This window comes from Hyalangium versicolor (assembly GCF_020103695.1).
Lineage (GTDB): Bacteria > Myxococcota > Myxococcia > Myxococcales > Myxococcaceae > Hyalangium > Hyalangium versicolor.
Map to the genome: position 1 here is coordinate 14,958 of NZ_JAHXBF010000005.1, position 22,521 is coordinate 37,478.

General features: G+C 66.6%; 17 protein-coding genes. 3 read left to right on the forward strand and 14 right to left on the reverse strand.

Annotated elements, in window-relative coordinates; all coding sequences use genetic code 11:
* Position 1 precedes the first annotated feature (1 nt).
* Positions 2 to 823, forward strand: a complete 822-nt coding sequence (locus tag KY501_RS11690) for a hypothetical protein (protein WP_224362954.1) — start codon at positions 2 to 4, stop codon at positions 821 to 823.
* 28 nt (positions 824 to 851) lie between these two features.
* On the opposite strand, the gene KY501_RS53895 is transcribed toward KY501_RS11690, so the two are convergent.
* The gene (locus KY501_RS53895; RefSeq protein ID WP_224362955.1) at positions 852 to 1,991 is read right to left on the reverse strand and encodes a sensor histidine kinase; all 1,140 of its coding nucleotides are present in this window, start codon (positions 1,989 to 1,991) and stop codon (positions 852 to 854) included.
* 83 nt (positions 1,992 to 2,074) lie between these two features.
* On the opposite strand from KY501_RS53895, the gene KY501_RS11700 reads away from it, so the two are divergent.
* Together KY501_RS11700 and KY501_RS11705 are read left to right on the forward strand one after the other, a co-directional pair.
* The gene (locus KY501_RS11700; protein ID WP_224362956.1) at positions 2,075 to 2,716 is read left to right on the forward strand and encodes a response regulator; all 642 of its coding nucleotides are present in this window, start codon (positions 2,075 to 2,077) and stop codon (positions 2,714 to 2,716) included.
* Between the two features lie 168 nt (positions 2,717 to 2,884).
* The gene (locus KY501_RS11705) at positions 2,885 to 7,693 is read left to right on the forward strand and encodes a glucosaminidase domain-containing protein (RefSeq protein ID WP_224362957.1); all 4,809 of its coding nucleotides are present in this window, start codon (positions 2,885 to 2,887) and stop codon (positions 7,691 to 7,693) included.
* A gap of 2 nt (positions 7,694 to 7,695) precedes the next feature.
* On the opposite strand, the gene KY501_RS11710 is transcribed toward KY501_RS11705, so the two are convergent.
* The 13 genes from KY501_RS11710 to KY501_RS11770 form a co-directional block, all read right to left on the reverse strand.
* Complete coding sequence (locus tag KY501_RS11710; RefSeq protein ID WP_255636385.1) at positions 7,696 to 8,139, reverse strand: tellurite resistance TerB family protein; 444 nt, start codon at positions 8,137 to 8,139, stop codon at positions 7,696 to 7,698.
* Between the two features lie 139 nt (positions 8,140 to 8,278).
* Positions 8,279 to 9,781 (reverse strand): GH12 family glycosyl hydrolase domain-containing protein, encoded by a 1,503-nt coding sequence (locus KY501_RS11715; RefSeq protein ID WP_224362959.1) that lies wholly within the window; start codon positions 9,779 to 9,781, stop codon positions 8,279 to 8,281.
* A gap of 98 nt (positions 9,782 to 9,879) precedes the next feature.
* Positions 9,880 to 11,760, reverse strand: a complete 1,881-nt coding sequence (locus KY501_RS11720; RefSeq protein ID WP_224362960.1) for a CBM96 family carbohydrate-binding protein — start codon at positions 11,758 to 11,760, stop codon at positions 9,880 to 9,882.
* 252 nt (positions 11,761 to 12,012) lie between these two features.
* Positions 12,013 to 12,669, reverse strand: a complete 657-nt coding sequence (locus KY501_RS11725; RefSeq protein WP_224362961.1) for a hypothetical protein — start codon at positions 12,667 to 12,669, stop codon at positions 12,013 to 12,015.
* 67 nt (positions 12,670 to 12,736) lie between these two features.
* On the reverse strand, positions 12,737 to 14,263 hold the full coding sequence (locus KY501_RS11730; protein ID WP_224362962.1) for a Ca2+-dependent phosphoinositide-specific phospholipase C: 1,527 nt from the start codon (positions 14,261 to 14,263) through the stop codon (positions 12,737 to 12,739).
* A gap of 115 nt (positions 14,264 to 14,378) precedes the next feature.
* A complete protein-coding gene (locus KY501_RS11735) occupies positions 14,379 to 15,731 on the reverse strand; it encodes a DUF1552 domain-containing protein (RefSeq protein WP_224362963.1) in 1,353 nt (450 codons plus the stop codon).
* Positions 15,728 to 17,395 carry a DUF1592 domain-containing protein gene (locus tag KY501_RS11740; protein WP_224362964.1) on the reverse strand — a complete coding sequence of 556 codons (1,668 nt, stop codon included), beginning with the start codon at positions 17,393 to 17,395 and terminating at the stop codon, positions 15,728 to 15,730. The genes KY501_RS11735 and KY501_RS11740 overlap by 4 nt, the downstream gene beginning before the upstream one ends.
* A gap of 150 nt (positions 17,396 to 17,545) precedes the next feature.
* Positions 17,546 to 18,142, reverse strand: a complete 597-nt coding sequence (locus KY501_RS11745; protein WP_224362965.1) for a hypothetical protein — start codon at positions 18,140 to 18,142, stop codon at positions 17,546 to 17,548.
* A 171-nt stretch (positions 18,143 to 18,313) separates the two neighbouring features.
* Entirely contained in the window at positions 18,314 to 19,438 is a 1,125-nt protein-coding gene (locus KY501_RS11750; RefSeq protein WP_224362966.1) for an NIF family HAD-type phosphatase, read from the reverse strand.
* Positions 19,439 to 19,470: 32 nt separating this feature from the next.
* Positions 19,471 to 20,163, reverse strand: coding sequence for a 5-oxoprolinase subunit PxpA (locus tag KY501_RS11755; protein ID WP_224362967.1), 693 nt, complete (start codon positions 20,161 to 20,163; stop codon positions 19,471 to 19,473).
* Positions 20,160 to 21,095: a 5-oxoprolinase subunit C family protein gene (locus tag KY501_RS11760; protein ID WP_224362968.1), complete on the reverse strand. Its 936-nt coding sequence runs from the start codon at positions 21,093 to 21,095 to the stop codon at positions 20,160 to 20,162. Before KY501_RS11760 ends, KY501_RS11755 begins: the two co-directional genes overlap by 4 nt.
* On the reverse strand, positions 21,092 to 21,757 hold the full coding sequence (gene pxpB, locus KY501_RS11765) for a 5-oxoprolinase subunit PxpB (RefSeq protein ID WP_224362969.1): 666 nt from the start codon (positions 21,755 to 21,757) through the stop codon (positions 21,092 to 21,094). The genes KY501_RS11760 and pxpB overlap by 4 nt, the downstream gene beginning before the upstream one ends.
* A gap of 21 nt (positions 21,758 to 21,778) precedes the next feature.
* Positions 21,779 to 22,462, reverse strand: coding sequence for a hypothetical protein (locus tag KY501_RS11770; RefSeq protein WP_224362970.1), 684 nt, complete (start codon positions 22,460 to 22,462; stop codon positions 21,779 to 21,781).
* Between the last annotated feature and the right edge of the window lie 59 nt (positions 22,463 to 22,521).

The following is a 22,521-nucleotide window of genomic DNA, read 5'->3' on the forward strand; positions in this document are numbered from 1 at the left end:
TATGCGAAAGGTATTGTTCGTCGTGATGAGTTGCCTGGTGGCGTGCGGGGGGCCGGTGGAAGGTGAGGTCAGAGAGGACGAACTGGGCGTACAGCGCGACGCCATCGTCGTCTCGAGCGCGTTCTACGCGGGTAGCACGGTAACGCTGGGAGCAGGTGCCAACGACGCCGTATGGATCGTCAATCAGTCCGACGCACTGTGGCCGCAGAGCACGCGCCTCACCGCCACCGTCGCGCATGGCGGGGCGCTGAACGTAGCCAACAGCGGGCTTGACCACATCGCCATCTCCGTCCGAGGAATGTCCGCGGATGCTGGGCTTCAGTACCTGGGGTTGCCGCTCCAGACAGGCACGTTCCTCTTCGGTGAGACGGTGAGCAGCTCGGGCATGCCGCCGATGGCTCTCAGGGCACTCACCTCGGGCCGCGGCGTTACCTTCTGGGCTGTAGGCGCCCAGTTCTGCGCCGACAAGACGCGCCCGTGCGCGCTGTTCGAGAACTACACCTACAATTGGGATGGCCCGGGGCTCATCCTCAGATCGGTGCCACTCAACGTCACTTCGGCGCCTTTCAATGTCACGCTCACAGCCGACGCGTACGACATGTCTTTCTCGGTGACGCAGGATGGCGTCGTGAAGGGCAGCGCATCCTGCCGCTCGCTGACCGCCAGCAGCCTCTGCACGCAACAGCCGATGGATGCCGGCGCCGTGGATGCCTTCGTGGCCTTTGTGAACGCCCCCGCGATCGCGGGGCGCACCGTTGGCGCAACGAGCATTCAGGTGACGCACTCCGATCCACCCCTGTGCCCGAACTGTCAGCCCAACTGACGATCACGCTAGATCCCTACGAGGGGCGTCAAGCGGAGCGCATGGGAATACGCACCCGCACGGCGAAACCCGAGCCCGGCTGGCAGTCCACTTGCAGCGCTCCACCGATCCCCTCCACCCGTTCGCGCATGACGTGGAGCCCGGAGTGGGGGATCAGCTCCGTGGCACCCTGGCCGTCGTCTCGGGCCTCCAGGTCGAAGTGCTCGCCCTCCCGCTGCATGCGAATCCACAGATTCTGCGCCTGCGCATGCCGCGTCGTGTTGGTGATGATCTCCTGAACACAGCGATAGAGGACATGGCTCACCGGGCCGGCAGCCTCGTCGAGGTGTTCGGGGAGCGTCAGGTGGATCCGTGGCGAGGCGATGTGCTCGGTGAGCGAGCGCAACCGGTCGGGCAGCGGGCGCAGATCCGGGTTGCGCATCTCGGTCACCACGGCCCGCATCTCGGCGAGCACCTCTCCCACCATGGCGCGGGCCTCGCGCACGTGGACGGCGCCGGTCTCGGGTCCGCTGTGGCAGGCCACCTCCAGCTTCACCGCGAGCACCGTGAGGTGGTGGCCCACCGAGTCATGCAGCTCGCGGGAGATCTGCAGCCGCTCCTGTGTCCGCGCGTGTTCGGCGAGCGTCTCCCGTGCCTGGAGCAGCTGGGTGTTGACCTGGGTGAGCTCCGAGCGAGCCAACGACTCCTCGAGCATGGCGCGGGCGGCGAAGAGGGTGAAGAGCTCGAAGGCCGCGTACATGGCCGCCGCGCTGAGAGCGACTTCCAGGGACATGTCCGGGCGGAGCAGGAAGATGAGGGTGGTGCCCAACGCCTGCGCGATCACCCACACGGCGGCGCCACGCTGGGACAGCAGGAAGGTGGCAGCGGCGGAGGTGACGGTGAAGATGGCCGAGAAGGCCCCATAGGAGTACCAGGAGAGCCACAATCCCAGCACGGTCTGCACGGTGAGCAGGCCTATCTTCCAGCGTCGCCCCAGTGGCAGCAGGCACGCCGCGGTGTAGGCGAGCCCGAAGAGCAGGAAGGCGACGGTGCAGACCTGGCGCGCCGGTTGGGCGCGCACCTCCGGCATCAGCCAGAACTCGACCAGGTGTTGCGCACCCGAGCCCAGCCAGGCGGCGAAGCCACCCACTTCGAGCATTCGCCTGCGCGCGGTGGGAGCGAAGATCACCGCCTCAGCATGGCACAGTTCCACTCAGGTCGGCGCGAGCTCGGTCCTCCGTTAGACTGTGCGGCGGGGAGAGGTGAGCCGAAATGATCTCCGTGTTGCTGGTGGACGACCAGACCCTGATTCGCCAGGGCATCAAGAGTCTGCTGGATCTGACGGCGGACATCCGCGTGGTGGCCGAAGCACGGGATGGGGAAGAGGCGCTCGCGCTGATCCCGGCAACATCTGCCCAGGTGACGCTGCTGGACGTGCGCATGCCTCGGCGTACGGGGCTGGAGGTGCTCGAGGCGCTTGGACAGCGCGGTCCAGTGCCGCCGGTGATCCTGCTGACCACCTGGGATGATGACGCGGTGGCCGTGCAGGGCATCCGGTTGGGGGCGCGGGGCTTCCTGCTCAAGGATGTGACGCTGGAGCAACTCACGGAGTCCATCCGCACGGTCGCGGCGGGAGGCACCCTTCTGCAGCCGGCCATCACGCAGCGGATCCTGGAGGACAAGGAGCGCCTGGCCACCGCGTTCCCAAGCACGTCCGGCCCCGAGGCCCTCTCCCCGCGAGAGCTGGAGGTGCTGCGGCTGATGGCCGGAGGGATGAGCAACAAGGAGATCGCTCGGGCGCTGGGGACGGCGGAGGGCACGGTGAAGAACCAGGTCTCGTCCATCCTCCTCAAGCTCGGGGTCCGGGACCGGACGCGCGCGGTGCTGAGAGCCCTCGAGCTTGGTTATCTGTAAGCCGTGAGGCCGGAGGCGCCGGGTGCACCTCTCGCGTTGGGGTGTGACATCCGCCTCTATGACGATCGGCCTAGGTCACCCGGCCGAAGAGCCGCTTCCCGTGAGGACCGCGTCAGCCGCTTCTCAATAATCCGAGTGAGCGCTGCACACGCGAACTCGGAGATTTCCATGCGCATTGACGAAGGCAGCCGGCCAGCCCCCACGGGGGACACCCAGAAGGCCGAGGAAGCACCGCAGAGCAACAACGCCGCACAGGAGGCAGCGGACCGCGCGGCCGAGGAGGCTCGCCGCGCCGCGGAGGAGGCCCGTCGCGCGGCCGAGGCAGCCCAGCGCGCCGCGGAGGAGGCTCAGCGCGCGGCTGAGGAGGCCCGCCGTCAAGCCGAGTCCGCCGAACAGAAGGCTCGGGGCCAGCCAGGCTCGGAGAGCCAGCGCGCCGCGAAGGAGGCTCGCCAGGCCGCTAATGACGCCGCGGACAAGGCCCGCACGGCGGAGGTTCGCGCCCGTCAGACGCAGCAGCAGGCCCAGGTGGCCATGAAGCAGGCCAACGTCACCGCCGAGGCAGCCGGCAAGAAGGCCCCGTTCCCTGTACGCAACACCCTGGAACAGTCCGGCTTCGAATTCTCTTCGGCCGCGTCTCGCCGCAAGGTGACGGGCGAGACGCCCATGGTGCTGGCCACGGCCGCCAGCTCGGCCCTGGCGGCGGGGCTCTCGGCGCTGGCGCCCAAGCGCATGCCGTCGCTGGCCGAGGCCTCCGCGCAGATCCAGGACAAGCTGGCGGTGGGTACCCAGCGCATGGATGCGAAGCTGGCGGCACAGCTCGGCGCCATGCGCGGCTCGGAGACCTTCAAGGGCGCCTCCGTGGATGGCCTGCCCGTCTTCTTCCGCAACTTCAGCGCCCCTGGAGGATCCGCCGCCCGCCCGGATGCCCAGGTCTACACCTACCTGCAGCAGAACCCGGGCGCGAAGGAGGAGTGGCGCACCTTCGAAGTCACTGGCACCTTCGCCCACGGCTACAACGAGATGTTCCCCGGCCGCGCCGGCACCAACAGCGAGCTGGGCCTGCCCACCTCCGGTCGCGAGGTGATGAAGGACGGGCCCTACGCCGGCAAACCCTTCCAGAACTTCCAGAACGGCTCCCTGGTGGAGCTGCAGCCCGGCGTGCTCCAGCGCTTGGACCTCTCGGGCAAGGCTGCGGGCCAACCGTGGAAGGACCCCAAGCCCGTAGACCTCGACACCGCGGTGAAGGTGCCCCAGCCCGGCCAGGAGTCCGGCGCGGTGGGCGGCGTGGTGGGCCCCAGCGGCGTCAACCGTGTGCAGGGCAAGGACCTGTCCGCCGACGACATCCGCCGCATCATCGGCGACGCGGAGAAGGCGCGAGGGGCCAACTTCTCGCCTCTGAACGATGGTGACATGCCCGAGTACATCGTCAGCGTCTCGCGGGAGACGGGCGTGCCGGCGTGGCTGCTGCTCGCCCAGGCGCAGAATGAGACGTCCTTCGGCAGTGGCGCGCGGGGCGGGTACCGGCCGTCTGCCGAGGTGAACAACGTCACCGTGAGCGACGGCCAGCAGCTCTATGATCCACGCAATCGCCCTGTGGGCTCGGGCAATGCGTACAACCTCTTCAACATCCGCCCCGGCAGCGAGTGGCAGGGGGCTCATATCGAGACGGGCCGCGGCGGAGCCTTCCGCGCCTACAAGGACTTCAAGGAGTCCGTTCGCGACTACGCCAACCTGATGGCCACCGCCTACAAGGGCCTGCCGCTGGAGAAGCTCGTCAACAAGTACTACCCGGCGGGAGACGGCGACAACCGGCCGGAGCGCTACATCCAATCCATCACGGACTTCGCGGCGCGCAATGGCATCGACATCAGCCGCAACACCGTGGCCATCGGCTCCAACGCGCAGCCCACGAACATCACCTCCGCGGGCACGCCTGTAGGAACTGGCGGCGCGACGAGCACCGGTGCGGCGGGCGGGGTGAACTCGAGCTACGTCATCCCGGGCGCGGAGCAGGCCATCCAGTACGCCCTGAACCCGCCGCCCAACCCCATGAGCCAGGACGGCAGCTGGCACTACTGGTGCCTGGGGCTCGTCAACCGGGCGTACCAGAGCGCGGATCGGCCCATCTCCAACCTGAGCAAGCCCACTGCCTACCAGTCCTACCAGGCCTACGAGCAGCAAGGCCTCATCCGTCACGAGTTCCCGCCCCCGCGCGGCGCGATCGTCTTCTACGACTGGAAGAGCGATGGACAGAACATTGGCCACATTGGCATCAGCCTGGGAGATGGCACGCACGTGAACACCGCCACGAGCGGTGCCCCCACGCGCGTCAGCGATGTGAAGACGCCCAGCTACCTGGGCTGGGCCTATCCCACCGCCGCGGATGCCCAGGCCGCCGCGAAGGCTCCTGATGCCGGCTCGGGCGTCGGCTCCATGTCCAACGCTCCCCGAGCGCACAGCGCCCTCAAGTCCAACGTGGCTTCGGGCTCCCCCGCCGATCAGCAGGTGTCCGCGGCTCTCGACGAGGTGAACAACCCCAACGCCACACGCGAGTCCCTCTCACGCGCCTACAATGACGTGCTCGATGTCTATCCCTCGGGCAGCACACGCCCCACGGAGGCCACCGAGGCCCTGGTGAAGGTGGTCAACGCCTTGACCGACAGGGCGGCCACGCAGGCTGATGGCGCGGGCAGGATCCGCGACATCCCCAAGATCAACGCCGCGGGCGCGGAGTTGGTGAAGAAGCTCCGCGCCGGGGCCGCCGCGAGTGAACTCAGCCTTCCGTCCCGCATCGGCAACAGCAACGCTCGCAGCTCTGTGTCCGGGGCGGGGGCTCCGACGGGACCGGGCACGGTGGAGACAAAGGATCCCGTCACTGCCGCCGAGGAGCTGACGAGCCGCCTGCAGGCGGAGGTGGCCTCGGGCGGGAGCCCTCAGCGCATCCAGCAGCTCATCTCCCAGTCCCAGGAGCCTCTGCAGGAGCTCGGCAAGACACTCACGGCCGGGCCCATCGACTCGCGCGCGGCGGCGGCCCTCACGAAGCTCTCCGCGGCGGCTAGTGACGCTGGCCAGGAGGCCTCGGATGCCATCGCCCAGGCCATCGTCCAGGGCAACCCCCAGGCGCGCAGCTCGGAGCTGGTCTCGCAGCTCGACGCGGCCATCTCCCAGGGGAATGGCGCCGCGCTGGGCATCTCGCTGGCCAAGGCCTACCACACCCGGGGCAACGCGGAGATGGCGCAGGCCCTCGTCGAGACGACCAAGAACTCCGTGGCGATGCTTCAGAAATCCTTCGTCACCGCCGCCGGGGATGTCGACACGTTCAACAAAGAGGCGACCAAGCTGCTGGGCAACATCGCCCCGGGCCTGACGAATGATCAGCTCTCCGCGGCGCTCAAGTCCTATCGCGGGCAGAAGAACAACGAGAAGACCTTCGACGCATTCGAGGAGGCTTCCAGCAAGTACGCGCGGGCTGCTCGAGACTTCCCGCGCCTGGCAACCGATGAGTTCAAGCCCGTCTCGGCTGACTACGAGAAGGCCACGCCGGGCCTGCTGCCGGGTGCGCTCCATGCCGAGGTGAAACAGCTGGCCGGCTTCGTCGCCGACGACTTCACCCGGATGTCCGAGACGGAATCGGGCCGGGAGATGATCGCCAGCGAGCTGGAGAAGGCGGGCCGAGGACAGAAGACGGCCCTGGAGGACTTGAGCAACATCGGCAAGGACCTCAAGGGCGACTTTGTCGAGAAGCTCGGGGTGTCCGTCGCCAAGACGATCAGCGCGATCCAGGTCGGCCGGGCGCTGGCGGGAGCGCGCCAGGGCCGGGACACGAGCGCCATGCTCCAGGGGCTGGAGAAGAACGCCCACCTCTTCGGCATGAGCCGAGAGACCATGAGCGATCTCACCGAGGAGCTGGTTCAGCTCAAGCCGCCCGCCACCTCCGAGCAGATCAAGGCCGCGAGTCAGCGGATGAACCGGATCCTCGTGGACGCGGGCGCGGGGACTCCGGGCGCAGATCCCAGCTCCAAGCGGGGCCAGGCGCTGCGAGGGTTGTCGCTCGCGTTTTCCTTCGGTGCGCTGGTGGGCACGGGCCGGGATGCCCTCCAGGGAGACACCAAGGATGTCCTCAAGTTCGTGGGGGACTCGATGCAGGCGGGCGCGGACGCGGGCACGATGCTGCTCGAGAACGTGGGCGACGTCATCGACAAGGTCAGCAGGGGTAAGCTGTCTTCGGCCGCCCTGGAGGCCGCGGCTGGCAGGATCGGTGGGGTGGGGCAGCTCGTTACCGCCGTGTCCGATGGCATCTCCTCCATCCGCAACTTCTCCGAGGGTAAGTTCGGAGCGGGCATCGCGGATGGGACCCAGTCCATCGGCGGGGCGCTGCTGGCCGGTGGTGCGCTGCTGCAGGGATTCCCGGTTGCGGGCACCATCGCGGGGGCTGTCCTGGTCGCCATCGGCATCGGTACGAAGTACGTGGTGGGCCAGATCGACGACGCGGAGTTCCGCAAGACGCAGCGCGGCCTCCTCGATGCGGCCAAGGTGCCAGAGCGCACCATCCAGGCACTCCTCGACTCCAAGGTCGATCCCGAGCGCCTGCACACGCTGGGCGAGGAACTCGCCATCCCCGCGGAGAAACTCCAGCAGCTGCTGACCGAGAACGGCGCTCTGCTCACATCATTCGGGGGTTCGCTGGAGGGCATCACCCGGATGAAGAACGATCTGGGGCTGTCGGGAGACCAGCTCGGGGAGATGTTGGTGTCCATTGACAACACTTCGCCGCGCAACGACGACGGGTACCGGAACGGCGTTGCCTACTTCCTGCGGGAGCTCGTCCGGAACGGGTTGGCCGAGGGGAGCGCCCCGCGCACGCGCAGCGAGTGGATTCAGAGCCTGGAGCGGCTCAGGGCGCGGCCGGACCAGCGCCATGAGATCGCGCAGGCCGCGTTCAAGGCCTCCATCGACTACCTGAAGTCACTGCCTTGAGTTCAGACGCCAGAACCGGGCTGCAGCTTCGCCATGATCTCGCGCTCGCGTTGCTCGAGTTTGATCGAGGCGAGCGTCCAGTCGATGAGCTCGTCGACGATCGAAACGTCGAGACCAAAGGCGCTGGCGGCCTCCTTGACTGACGCACGCTCTTCATTCGCGATCTCGCCGTCTGCGCATGCCACCTCGACGAGCATGCGCAGCAGGGAGACGCGCAGCTCGCGGATTTCGATCTTGCTGATGATGTCGGTGAGGCGGCTGGGTTTCTGGAACTCCCGCTCGATGAGCGCGGCGACCTGCTCGTCGCGGGGCGACAGGCCGATGCCCACCACGACGTCATCGAGGTGCTGGCGCTCGTCTTCGGTGACACGGCCATCGCTCGCCGCCACGTTGGCCATGGCCTGGGCGAACGCCAGTAACTGCTCTCGGGGGTACTCGCGCGTCATGTCGTCTCCTGAGCGAGCGGCGCGCTGCTGACCGGAGCTCGTGGACAGAAGCGGAGCCGGGCTGCTCGGCGGCGAAGGATAGTGGGCGCCCGCGAGGACCGGAAACGGTTTTTGTCCACCGAGGTCCTCTCCGGACCGCTCAGTGCACCGTGGCCTTGAAGGAGTCCACGGTGACATCACCAGTGCCTTGATGCACCTCGCTCCCGAATTCGATCGAGGACAGATATTCGTTGCCCTGAATGAACCCGCGCGCTCGCAAGTAGTCGAAGAGCGGCTGGAGATCCAGGGAGCCGCTCATCATGGGCGTCTGCATCTGGAAGACCAGGAAGCGCCAGCCCTGCACACCGAAGCCCTCCGCCTTGTAGGTCTTGTAGAGGACGCCGTTGATCGTGATCTCCTCGACGAACCAGGCGGGGTTCCGGTCCAACCCGTAGCCATTGTAGGGCTCCACGGCGATCATGATCTCGTGTGTGATGGGCGTATCGTTGAAGGTCGGGTAGCGGTCCGCGTCGCGGGTCAGAAAGAGATCAAAGGTCAATTGACCGGTCCCCGTGTAGGAGCTTTGGGTGGACCACGAGCTTGTCACCTGGCTGATGGCATCGACCAGGATGGGCAGGTTCGTGTTGGGAGTCGGGGGGTACCCAGGCTTCTGACCAAACACGATCGCGGGATAGGCTTTGATATCATTTGGACCCTCCGGCCAGGTCCAGGTCCAGCGCGCAGAGACGGAACCATCCGCTGTCACCCCGCCGTTGGCGACACATTGAGAGTAGGGCCCGGAGACTCCCGCCCGGCCCCACTGGTTGTTATGCACCGCGTAGGAACCGGCCACCGGCAGGGCTTCGTCCTCGCAGTTCATGACAAAGGGCGTCCCGCTGACCGTGAACTGCTCGCGCGTCTCGTAGAGGAGCGTGTTCCACGAAGTGTCCCAGACTCCCACCCGGATGTCGTATGTGCCCGAGGGCATGTTGGAGGGGGATTGGAAGTCGAAGGTCAACGGTTGTGGCGAGCCCGCAGGGAGGTTCACGGGGCTGAACTCCTGCCGCGCGTACTGCGTGTTGCTGGCCGAGTCGTAGATCCGGATGTCGACGATCAGGTTCTGCAAGGTGATTGACGACATCAAGGTAACCGAGGCGGATTGGACCTGTCCCGGGGTGAGCGGGTTGCTGGAAATGGAAGAGCTCACGACCGAGACCTGCCGGACCCTGAACTGATTTCGGGTCTCGTAGAGGAGCGTGTTCCACGAAGTGTCCCAGACTCCCACCCGGATGTCGTAGAGGCCCGGTGGCATGTCTGGGGGCGATTGGAAGTCGAAGGTCAGCAGCTGTTGCGCGCCCGCCGGCAGGTTCACGGGGCTGAATTCCTGTCTCGCATACCGCATGTTGCTGGTCGAGTCGTAGATGCGGATGTCGACGATCAGATTTTGCAGAGTGGCCGTCGACGTCAAGGTCACCGAGGCGGATTGCAGTTGCCCCGCGATGAGTAAATCTTTGGAAACGGAAGAGCTCACGACGGACACGGAGGCTTCCGTGGTGGCAGGGGCCGGGTCCAGTCCTTCCAACGCGGAAGACTTGGAAGCCGGGGCGTTGCTACAGGCGATGAAGACGAGCGTCAGGGCACAGGCAATGAGTTGCTTGGGCATCAGTGGAGCCCTCCTGCCGGCGAGATCAGGCAAGCCGTGTGCCCCGCATCTGTCTCCCTGCCGACCTGATCAGCCTGATGCGAGAGGGAGCGTGGCATCTACTGACCTGTGTAGATGCCAATCGAGCCGGGCGTCGTATCCGTGCCCTGGAACCCGATGAGGATGCGGCGGGGAGTGCTCGAGCGATCCACCTGGATGTCCGTGACGCGCATATAGAGCAGGGCATTGGGCAACACGCCGCTGCCGTACTTCGTCACCGTGCTGCCTCGCACCCGGCTCAGGCCTCCACCCCAAGCTGTGCCTGCCCAGACGCTGCTGTCGAGCGGATCTCCCGTCACGGATGAGACATACCCATGGCCATCGATGAGTTCGGTGGACAGCGTGCGCAGCACCTGGCCCGTGGAGTTGAGCTGAGCCAGCCCCTTCGTGAAGCTGCCCACCCACACCGTCTCGTCACTTATCACCGACATCCCCGACACGTTGTCGTCCACCCGCTGCGCGCGGGTAGGGGGTGTGGGCTCGGACACCGCGTCTGGCCAGATGTCCAGGCGGTTCCACACGTACGAACTGCCCTCCGTCTCCACCTGGGCCTGCCAGTAGTTGTTTCCATTCGTGCCGTACCGGAACCGCGTTGAGCGGATGGCTCCGCCAATCCACACGTCCCCGTTCGAGGCCACCGACACGCCGTAGTACGCGTCCGTAAGCAGCACCATCTTCGTCCCGTCCGAGTTCCACCCGTTGATCGCAGGGTGCACGTGCTCCATCACTCCCGCGCAGCCGTAGTCCCAGGTCCCCGGCGCGCAGCTGTAGCCCGCGAAGTCCGCTCGGCCCCATGCGAACCCGTGGTTGCCGCCAAACCAGACACTCTTCGTTTTCGGATCGTAGGCGATGCGCAGGATGTTGCAGACCTTCTCGCGCCCTCGAGGCTCCGCCGCCACCTTGTTCGGGCCCGTGGACAGATCGTAGTGCACCACCTGGATGCCGCTGCCCGACAGCGTCACCCGATCCGCGTCGCCGCTCTTGTAGATGCTCGCGTCCGGAGTGCGTCCCGCCGCATACGCCTGGTCCCACTCGTCCTCGCACGTCGGCATGCCCGCCGCTGGCTTCTTGCCCTCGTAGCCGACGAAGGCGACTCCCGCGGGGCCTCCCGCGACCGAGATCACCTTCAGGTACTTCACTCCCGAGGGTGCGCTCCCATCCAGCATGTAGCCGTAGGGCCTCAGGCCGTCCGCCATCGTGAAGCGGCGGAACGTGCTCTGGCCCTTCTGGAGGACGAATAGCCCTTCCTCTCCGCCCGCTACCCAGATGTTGCCTCCTGCATCGGCGCTCACGCCGTAGACCGTCTGGGGACCGCCCTGCGCCGTGCCGTAGAACGTCCACTCACTGCCCGTGGGCGGCGGTGTGCTCGTGTTCAGCGTCACCACGAGCTGTGGCCGCATCGTCGTGTCCGAGGTGTTGCGCGAGTAGAACACCGTGCCGTCCGTCCCCGTGGGTGTCACCGCGAGGTTCACCGTGCCGTTCCCCTGCACGGCCGCCGTCACGTCCCACTCGACCCAGGCGTTCGCCGCCACCGAGCCCGCCGTCGACAGGAGCGTCTGCGGCGCGGGCTTGTTCGAGTAGGTGAGGGTGCTCTCCTGCCACGAGGAACTCGTGGTCGAGACCGCAGGTCCGTTGACGGTCGCATCCGTCGCGTAGAGGCGCAGCTTCGCGCTCGTCACCGTGCCGCTCAGCCCGCTCAGCTCGAAGCGCAGATAGGTCGCGTACTGCGGCGAACTGTCCACCTTGAGCACGCTGGAGCTCCCGTAGTTTTCATCCGGAGTCGCTCCTTCCACTCGCGCGTCAGCGATGGGAGTGAAGACTCGCGTCTCCGTGAGCCCTTGTTCGTCCTCTTGGAGGCTGCTCGCCCGCTCTCCCTCGCTGAAATCCCCGCCGCAGCCCGCCAGCACGCCCACCGTCGCGGCGCACACCGCCCACTTCATTCCCCGCTTCCACCTGAACACGCCCCTACCTCCATCCGGTCATCGGCGCGCCCTCCCTCGGGGAGGGGCGTCCGTGATCCGTGCTACCTGCAGGCGTGGTGCCGGTTCACGGGTGGATATCCGCAGGCTGGGCACGGAGGAGGGGAGGAAATCCGCTTCCATGCCCTGAGAAGGCCTGGAGCGCGCCAGGCCGGGGAGGAGCACTTGCTGGGAAGCTGGCTCCCGTTCCCGGTCCACGGTCTTTCCCGCGCGTCAGTCCGTCCTCCTCCTGGACTCGTCGCGCTCGCTCTTTCGCTGGCTCTTCGGCTTGCGGATCTCCTCGGGATCCGGAGTATGGCCGTGCACGCACTGCGCGAGAGCGGGCGGATCGAAGCACTCGAGCACGTTGTCATGCATCTCGCACCGGCCACGCGGCGTCGTCGCGCACTTCACCTCCGAGCGGTCCGACTTGCAGTCATAGCCACACGCGATCCCCGTGCCTGAGGTGAGGCATTGAGGCCTCGGGGTGTTCGCGCCGTACTCGTGGATGATGCCCTCCGGAGGATCCCAGCACCGCAGCTCGCCGTAGTGCTCCCGGCACACGCCGTAAGGTGTCTGCGCGCAGGCGACCTTTCCCTTCGCGATCAAGCAGTTGAAGCCGCAGGCCGTGCTGCCCGCCACTCCCTTGCACTCGGGGCGCAGGCCTTCATCCGGGGGATGGTGGATGGCAGCCGTCGGGGGATCGAAGCAGACGACCCGCCCCTCGAAGGTACTGCACGTCCCGTAGGGGGTCATCGCGCAGCGAACGTCGGCGAAGGTGGAGCGGCAGGAGTACCCACACGCCGACCTGTTATTGGCATTCAGGCAGGTGGAGGGCGGGATGTTGGGGGTGGACGCGAGAAGGGTGACACCAAGGAGTGTGAGGAGCATGAGCGGCCCTGACTTCAGAGAAGTTCCAGGCCCGCGACGAAGGGAGCACCCGGTTTATTCAATCCGCTCAGAAGAAGCCGTCGAAGACACGCCCGGAGGCCGCTCCGCCGATGAGGTTCTTGTTCGGGAAGGAGGTGGCTCGGTAGAGCGTGGAGCCGCGCTTCACGTTGGTGAACAGCAGCTTCATCTTGCCGCTCCCGTGAGAGCTGGCCGCCAGCCCCTGGCTGGCCAGCAGCCCGGAGATGCACTTGCTGCCCGCGAGCTTCCACGTCGTGCCGTTCTGCGAGCCGTACCCGGACGCACACGTCTGTGTCCCGTCGTACGTCACGGTGAGCTGGAGGAAGCTGAGGCTCTCCTGGTCCACCGTGTCCGCCGGGACGATGTCCACCTCGGCCGCCGAGGAGGCTCCGCCCGTGGCCGTGCGGTACTGGATGCGGAGCTTGTGGTTGTCCGCCGCCCGGCAGATGGCGAAGTAACGCGCGTTGGCCGCCGTGTCGGCGCGCGCCATGAGGCAGGCCTTGCCCCACTCATCCACGTGGCTGTTCGGCGTGGACACCGAGGCCGTCCACGTCGCTGTCACCGCGCTGTTCGTTTCGTGGGCGAAGAGGAAGCTGTCGCTGCTGTTCCACAGGTCGCCCGAGTTCACCTCCGCGCCGATGACATCCATCTGCTCCTGGTTGCTCGCGCAGTTCCAGCCATCCAGGCACTGGAAGGGCCACCCCAGGCTGTTGTGAGTCACCGCCCAGGTATCCGCGTGGTAGCTCACCTTGTCCGTGGCGATGTGGTTGACGTCCAGCTTCGCCACGTTGCTCCACGTCGTCGAGTCGTTCACTCCCCACACTCGCCCCACGAAGTTGGCCAGGTGCACGCTCGTGGCGAGCGAGGCGTACGGGCTCTCCATGTTGAAGAAGATGGCGTACTGCCGGGTTCCAATGCCCGAGGTGCTCGTCAGATCCGGAGCGACGAAGCCCATGCGGCTGGTCGCCGTGGTGCCATTCGAGACATATGTATTGAGCTTGCTGGTGGAGGAGGAAACGTCTCCACCCGTGAGGGCGAAGATGAAGCGGCCCTGCAGCTCCGTGGAGGAAGGCCAGGTGCAAGCACCCGTCACCGCCGCCTGGAGGCTGCTGACTCCCGCGCACCGCGCCATCACCTCCGACGGCTTGAAGATCCACGCGGCCGGCAGCTTGGCGGTGATCAGCGCATCCAGGTCCTGCGGCAGCCGGCCCGTCTCGAACGCATCCTTGAGATCGACCCAGACCGTGACCACCTCGTGGCGCGGGTTGGCCAGGTGGAAGGCGCGCAGCTCATCCAGGCAGTCCGACAGCCGATGGCACGTGGTCTCCGTGTCCCCATCCTCGTGGTACACGAACCAGTCGCCCGCCACCTTGGACCAGCCTGTCTTCCCGTTGTGGATGTCCAGCTCGATCGAGCGGATGCGGTGGTACACCAGCTGATCCAGCAGGGCCTCCGCGCGCTGATACGAGTTGTGGGACGACTTCTGCCGCAGCTCGTTGTACACAGGCTGGGCCTGCGCCACGGCGGACACGAACAGCGCGCACTGCGCCACCAGGATCGAGACGCGAAGCTGCATGGGGGCCTTCCTGCGAAGAAGCTCTCGATTCTCGCAGGAATCAGCGCTTTTGAGGAATTGCTTCCCTTTCGGGAAGTTCCTTTTTCAAAGAAAGCCCCCCTCGACGCAGCGCGGCTCAGCTCAGGTTCGGCAGCGGCCCGTCTCCGTCCTCGCCGAACTTCGTCACGTTCACCCCCACCGCGCCGAGCATGGACACGAAGAGTTTTGTGATCGGCACTCCAGCAGTGAAGTAGCTCATGTAGTCCTTGTAGACGACGTGGCGTCCCGGCCGGATCGTTCCTCCGCCTCGGCCCGCCAGCAGCACCGGCAGGTTCAGGGTGTCATGCAGGTTTGACTCGCCGATCCCGCTGCCGAACAGCACCACCGAGTTGTCCAGCAGCGTGCCATCCGGCTCCTGCACCGCCTTCATCTTCGAGAGCAGGTAGGCGAACTGCTCCACCTCCCACTTGCAGATGGCGCTGTACATCCGCTGGCTCAGGCTGCCCGCGGCGATGTCATGGCTCAGCGTGTGGTGGCCTTGGCTCACCGCCACCGTGCTGCCGTTGGTGTCCTGCACCGAGAGGAAGGGGTAGCTGGCGTCGTCCACCGCCTCGCCGTACATGAAGGTCGCTACGCGCGTCAGATCGCACTGGAACGCCAGCACCATCATGTCCAGCATCAACCGCACTTGCTGGCGCACGTCCGCCGGTTGGGCCGGCTTCGTGCCCGGGGTGCACTGCACCGGCCGCGTCTGCTCGATCCGCGTCTCCAGTTCGCGCACGCCGGTCAGGTACTCGTCCACCCGGAGCTGATCCTGCTTGCCGAGCTTCGACTGCAGCCGGCTCGCGTCGTCCTTCACGGCGTCGAGGACGCTCAGCCGCCTCCTCCGCCGGGATTCCAACTCCTGGGCGCTCTGGTTCGAGTTCATCCCCTCGAAGAGCCGATCGAAGAGGAGATCCGGGCGGATCTCCTTGGGCATCGGCGTGTTGTTCGCGCTCCAGGAGATGTTGTTGTGCAGCACATACGAGGTGCCGCTCTTCGTTCCCAGCTCCAGCGAGGGGAAGCGCGTGTACTGCTTGAGCTGGCTCGCCGCGACTTGATCCACCGAGATGCCGTTGCGCAGTGGCGTCTCCGCCACTGAGGTACCCGTGAGGAACGTGGACGTGGACGCCACGTGCCCGACATCCACCGGGGATGCATGGCTCGGTTTGTTCCCCAGGCCCGAGAGCACCAGGAAGTCGTTCTTGAGGGCCGCCAGCGGGGACAGCAGCGGGCTCAAGGTGTAGTTCTCACCGCTCGTGGTCGGGTACCAGTCCCCGGGGTACATGCCGTTGGGGACGAAGAAGCAGGCCATCCGCCGGGGCGAGGCCATCCCCGCCGCCTGGGCCCGTGCCAGCGATGGCGCCATCGCCTCCAGCACCGGCAGCGCCATCAACGTGCCGGCTCCTCGCAACAAGGTTCGCCGAGACAGCTCCCAGGACTTCTTCATGGCTGGGCCTCCTGCTGCGCGGTTCGCATCCGGAACTGGGGACTGAGCACGAGCTTCACCAGCAACTCCCTCATTCGATACCCCCGCTCCTGGAAGGACTGGGTGAGATCCTTCAGGGTGGACTCATCCGCGTACTCGGGTTGTCGGCCCAGCGCGTAGGTGAAGACCTGGCGCACCACGCACGCGGGCAGCGCCGGGTCCTGCTTCACCGTGCTCGCCAGCTCGAGCGCTCCGTCGAACGAGCGGCCATCCGGCAGCGTCCCGCGCGCGTCGATGGCGTATGAGCCGTCCGTCGCCCGCCAGGCGCCGATGGCGTCGTAATGCTCGAGCGCGAAGCCGATGGGATCCATGCTCCCGTGGCAGCCGGAGCACATGGGATCGCTCACATGCTGCTCCATGCGCGAGCGCAGGGAGCCCGTTGCTGTGGGCCCAGTGGGCAGCTGCGGAATGTTCGCCGGCGGGGGAGGGGGCTCCTGGCACAGCAGCCGTCCCAGCACCCACTTGCCGCGCTTCACCGTCGAGTTGCGCGTGGGCGTCGCGTTCATCGCCAGGATGCTGCCGTGGGTGAGGATGCCGCGCCGGTGGCTCTCGGGAGACAGCGTCACGCGCGTGAACTGGCTCGCATCGAAGGTGCCCGTCAGGCCGTAGTGCGAGGCCAGCGCCGCGTTCACGTACGTGAAGTCCGCATCCACCAGATCCAGGATGCTTCGATCCCCTTGCAGCAATTCGGAGAACACGAGCGCCGTCTCCGTGGCCATGGCCGGTCCGAGCTGGCGACTCTCATAGGTGGGGAACAGCGCGGAGGAGGGCTGGGCCTGGGCAAGCTGCCGCGTGCGCAGCCACTGGCTGGCGAAGTTGTCCACCAGCGCCTTCGCGCGAGCATCCGCCAACATCCGCCGCGTCTGCCGTTCCAACTCCGCGTCGTCCTGCAGCGAGTCGTTCTCCGCCACCGCGAGGAGTGCCTCGTCTGGCGGGCCGCTCCACAACAGATAGGACATGCGTGTCGCCAGCTCGAAGCTGTTGAGCGGATGTGTCTTCCGCAGAGAGAGCGCCGGATCCACCTCCACGCGGAACAGGAAGTGCGGCGAGGCGAGGATCGCCTGCAACCCCACGCCCAACGCCACCTCGAAGGTGTCGCCCGCCGAGCGGCTCTGCTGCACCTGCGTGAACAGCCGAGACACCTCATCCGCGGACAGCGGACGCCGCCAGGCCTTGCGTCCAAACTGCGAGAGGATCTGCTTCGCGCACGGTGTCTCGTTGGCTCCCGAGAAGTCACACGTGAGCAGCCGAGCGCGCCCGTCCGCGTTGGTAGGGGCCAGCGCCGACGTCACCAGATCCTCCGCCGCCAGCGCGTACTTCTCGAGCAGCAGGGGACTGATGCCCAACACCTGGGCATTGTTGTCGTAGCCGTCGACCTGATCGTCCGCTGGCAGCACCTGGGCCGTGGTGGCTCCGGGGCCGAGCAGCTCTCTCACCGTGTTCGCATACTCCGTCCGGTTGAGCCGGCGGAGCAGATGCGCCGGCAGGGAGCCCGAGCCATCCCGCCCACCGTCGTCCTCCTCTGCAGGGGGTTGGGAGTTCGTCCCCTGGCATCCCGCGAGCACCACCGCCAGGAGGCCCCAGGTGCTCCACCTTCCAAGAGAGACAGCGCGAGTCCGACGCAAGTTCTCACCTCCCGAGACTCAGTTTCCAAGAATCTTGGCACGAGTCGCACGGGGAGTGAGAAGGGAGTTTTCTCAGAGCCTCAATCCAGACATGAATTCAGGCAATGAGATTGGAGACTTTGGAGCTGGCTGGAATGTGAGCCTTGGGGCTCAGGGTTTTTTCGGGCCGGTGCTGACCTTGGCCGGAGGCGCCAGCTTCTGCATGTCGACCTTCTTCAGGCGCTTCATCACCTCGCCCATGGAGGGCGGTGGGGTGTCGTTGAGCTTGGAGAGCACGTCGCTGCTGGCGAGCTCGAAGGACTTGCCGCCCCGGCCCATGTACAGCGCGGCCTGGGTGAAGACCTGGTTCGCCTTGGGGCCCGACACGGGCATGTATCGGGTCAGCGTCACCACGTCCTCGTAGCCGTCGTCGTTCAGATCCTTGAAGACGACACCCTCGAACCGGAGGATCGGCCAGCTCTTGTCCGCTGGCGAGGGAGGCAGCGTGGTGAAGATCTTCTGATCCTGGACCAGGTGGAGCTGGAGCGGGGGGCTCGACGTGAAGTCCAGCACCGGCGCGAAGAGGAAGGCGCCGAGGCTCTTGGTCGACACATACAGCGCCTTCTTGGCGACGAGCTCCTTGCCCTCGAAGGTCGTCTTCAAGGCGGCCAGCTCTTTGCTCGAGGGCTTGCGCTGCTTGACGGATGCAGCTCGAGCCGCGCCGCCCAGCAGGCACAGCCCGAGGAGCACCGGGACGAAAGCCTTCATGCGACCCTCCGCTTTCATGCATCCTCCGTGAAACTTGTCTCCAGCGGCGCGGCCAGTATCACCCAGAAGGGGCCCTGCGTCGCTGGCCAGGGGCGCGTTGCGTCGGATCTCCAACCGGGAGGGTCAACGTTTACGACGAGCTTGAATTGTGGACGACGTTGGGCTCCGTCTTCAGTACCTGGGATCGACGCTCTTGGGGTTGTGGCGCACGTAGTCGATGGCCTGATCGCGATCGAGCCGCCCGCTCTCCATGAGGAAGCGCAGGGTGACCTGCCCCAGCGAGGTGAAGGGCAGGAACGCCGTGGCGAAGTCGGTCTCGGACCGATTCATGTATTGGACGGAGTCTTCGATCTCGCGGACGACCTGGGGCAGGGCGTTGTCGAAGGTGACGTGCATGAGGCGATCGAGGCCGCAGTAGGTGTCCGCTTCGAACTTCTTGAAGATGCGCGCGTTGCGCATCTGGAAGAGGCGCGTCGGGTTGTCGTCGACGATGATCACGCGGCGCAGCTCCTCGTCGAAGATGCGCAGATCCTTCGAGGGTTCGCGGATGGGAGAGCCCTTGCGTGGATCCGTGACGCCCTCGGACTTGTCCTGGAGGATGAGGTGCTCGTTGGTCAGGATGCCCGCGATGGCCGGGGACTCGGTGAGCGGGACGCCGTCGAGCTTCCACTGTGCCAGGTTCTCGAGGGTGGGCTCTTCGAGGTTGGCGGAGAAGAGGACCACGGCTCCGCCGAGCGCCTGGATGCGCTCGAAGGCCTGCTGCCAGCCCGGGGTGAGCTTCACGTAGCGCCCGGCGGGAGGTTTGCCCTCGCGGATGACGAGATCGTGGCAGGTGGCGCCTGTCTCGGGCGCGTAGTACTGGTCCCAGAGCGTCTCATCGAGATCGAAGACGACGATGAAGCGCGCCTTGCCGATCCGCTCCAGATCGAGGCGGCTCTGGAACTGGTTGTGGAGCACGCGGTCGAGGGCGGTGTTGAAGGCCTGGACGGGATCGATGCCGGGGGTGGCGCGGGTCAGATCCCGGTAGTGGTTCTGCAGCTCGACGGCCTGGGCGCGGACGAGCTTGAAGCGCTCCATCACGCGGCTCATGTTGAAGAAGCGCTGATCCCCCTGGTTCGTGTCTGCGTACTTGTCGACCCAGGCCGGCAGGGGAGGGATCGTCAGCGCATCGAGGTCGGCCATAGAGGCGATGCCGGCACCCGTGACGGCTGGGGGCTCGGAGGGCCGGGTGGCGGGAGCTGCCGCGCAGCCGAGGAGCGATGTGGCGAGCAGAAGGGGGAGGGAGAAGCGGAACATAGAGGAAGCTCCGATGGATGAGAGAGGGCCGTTCAGGAACGGTCCAGGGAGTCGAGTGCGGCGCGGACCTCGCGAGCGACGGTCAACGCTCCTGGTGTGTCGCCGTGAACACAGAGGGTATCAATGGTGCCGCCTCGGGCCAGCCGCACCGCGTTGTCCCGGGCGACCTGGGGATCGGTGATGACGGCACCGGGTTGCCCGCGAGGCACGAGCGAGCCATCCGGCAGCGTTCCTCGATCGGCAAAGCCCTCTCGGGCATAGATGAGCCCCGCCTCTCGAGCCGCGTCTCTCAACGCTCCTGAGCCTGGGCCCACGAAGGTGACCTGAGGACCGAGCACCTCCCGCACCGCAGAGACCACTGCTCGCGCCAGCGCTGCGTCCCGGTTCGCCGAGTGGTAGAGCGCTCCATGAGGCTTGGCGAACTCCAGCGATACACCGAGGGCCTGGGCTTGGGTCGCGAGCCGGGCGCACTGCTCGACGATCTGGGCACGCAGCACCTCGGGCGTCACATCCAGGGCTCGCCGGCCAAAGCCCTCGCGATCGACATAGGAGGGGTGGGCCCCGGCCCGAGTGCCATGGCGTGCGCACCGCTCCAGCGCCTGGCGAATGGATGCGTCATCCCCGGCATGGCCTCCGCAAGCGATGTTGGCCACATGGGCGAGCGCGTAGAGCTGCTCGTCCTCATCGGGGAGCTCTCCGAGATCGATGTTGAGCAGACACTTCATGGCTGCCGAGCCTCCTTCTCGAGCCACGTTTGCAGCTCCCTCGAGGCCTGTCTCGCTTCGTCGAGCGTGACAGCACGAAAGCTCACGCTGTCTCCGAGCCAGAGCTGCGCGAGCCTGGGCACATCAGCGCGGATGACGTGTCCGACTCGGGGATAACCTCCCGTGGTCTGTCGATCCGCCATGAGCACGATGGGCTGGCCGTCCGGCGGGACCTGGATGGTGCCGGGCGCCACTGGCTCCGAGAGCTGGAGCCCTCCCGTTTCCGTGGGCAGGGCAGGCCCTTCGAGCCGGTAACCCACGCGGTTCGAGCGCGGAGAGATCCGGAACCGCGCCGCCACGAATTGCTCCAGCGCCTCCGGGGGGAGACGGGAGCCCTGCTCGGGGATGAAGCGCACTACGTCCAGCGGCTGGTATCCGTGCTCCCAGACATCGTGGATGGCTCGGGCCTGGAAGGGGGGCTGCGGCTCCAACTCGAGCACATCGCCCGCTTTGAGGGGCCGGCCGCCGAGTCCCCCGAGGCCTGCCTCGACATCCGTTGCTACACTGTCGCGGAAGGACTGGGCACTCAGGCCGAAGCCACCGGCCACGGCCAGATACGCTCTGGCTCCTCGGGCTCTGGCTCCAAAGCGAAGCTGTTGTCCGGCTTGGGCCCTGTGCGCCTGATCCGTGGCCAGGGGTTCTCCATCCAGCGTGGCGCCCAACTGCGCTCCCGTAAGGGCCAGGGTCGTGTCTTTCTCGAACACCAGCTCCGGGCCCATCGCGGTCACCTCGAGTGCTGGAGCGCCCGCGGGGTTGCCGACGAGGAGGTTGGCCAGCGTCAGCGCGAGCGGATCCATTGCGCCACAGGGCGACACTCCCCATCGTCCTAGCCCTGGCCGGCCGAGGTCCTGGATCGTGGTGAACAGCCCCGGCTTCCGGACGCGGAGACTCACGCGGGAACCTCGCCTCCCAACGCTCGGTAGCGCTCCTCGTTGATGGGGACGAAGCGCAGCCTGTCTCCCACGCCCAGGGCGAAGGGGGGATCTGCCTGGGGTGAGAAGAGCTTCAGCGGAGTTCTTCCGAGGAGCCTCCAGCCACCGGGGCTTCGCTGGGGATAGATGCCTGTCTGCTGGCCACCGATGCCCACCGAGCCCGCAGGAACCGCGGTCCGTGGAGTCGCCAGTCGTGGAGAGAACAGCCTCGAGTCCAGTCCTCCGAGGAACGGAAATCCAGGTCGGAAGCCCAACATATAAACGAGGTACTCGGGCGCGGTGTGGAGCGCGATCAGCTCCTCCACGGAAAGCTTTTTCTCTCGGGCCAGCGGCTCGAGGTCAGGTCCAACCGAGGGGTGATACCAGACGGGGACCTCGACCTGACGCTGGTTCGGAGGTTCGGGCTGTGCTCTCGGGAGCGTGGCCTCCAGCCACCTGCGGACCTCCTCGGGAGCAACCTGCAGCGCATCATAGAGGACCATGACGCTCGCGTAGCCGGGCACCAGGTCCATCACCCACTTCTCCCGAGCCGCGTCCAGGGCTCGTAGCGCGCCGACGACACGGGCATGCAACTCCGGAGAGATGCTCTCCCCGAAGCGAACCACGAAGGCCGAGTCGCCCATCGGCTGGAGCCACTCCAATGCTCAGGCCGCCATCCAGAAGAACACCGCGGTCATCCGCCGGGTCTGGGGCTCGGTACCGAAGTAGCGCGTGGCCGAGTGCACCAGATCCGCTCGGTACAGCAGGAACTGATTGAACACGTTGGGAATGGAAAGATCCTCGCTCCACGCCTGCAGCGGCAGGCCAGTGATGCCCAGGGCCTCGCGCAGGTTGGCGTGCGGGGGAGGACAGAGGTTGCCGCTGAGTCCTCCGCCGGGCAGCCGCAGCCGGTAGAAGGAGGTTCCCGCTTCCGGGGGCGCATCCGGCGTCAGGTACAGCACCGCCGCGTACCGGCACAGGCGCAGCGAATCCGTGTGCGGCCTCGGGCCCGAGTCCTTCTCACCGACGAGCTGCACGCAGTTGTGGTTGAGCATGGTGCCCTCGGCGGTGCGCTCGGCCCAGAGCCGCGTGGCCCCGGTCTTCTCCTTCACCCACGCCTCCACGCGCTCCAGCTCCTCCGGCAGCAGCGCGTCCGCGGCGCGCATCCCCGGCCAGGTCTCCTTCCGGTAGGGCAGGCCGAAATCCCAGTGCTTCTTGGCCAGGCACCGCTCCCTCACCTCCATCGCATTGGGGAGCATCTGCTCCTGGATCCAGTAATCCCGTCCAAGTTGAGGCTTGCGGTAGGGCAGGGACGGGATGCGTGGGGGCCCCGGCGGGCGAGGTTGCATACCCCCAGAGTAGCCCAGATCGAAACGAACGCTTGCTTCTGTTCGCGTGTGGACATCTC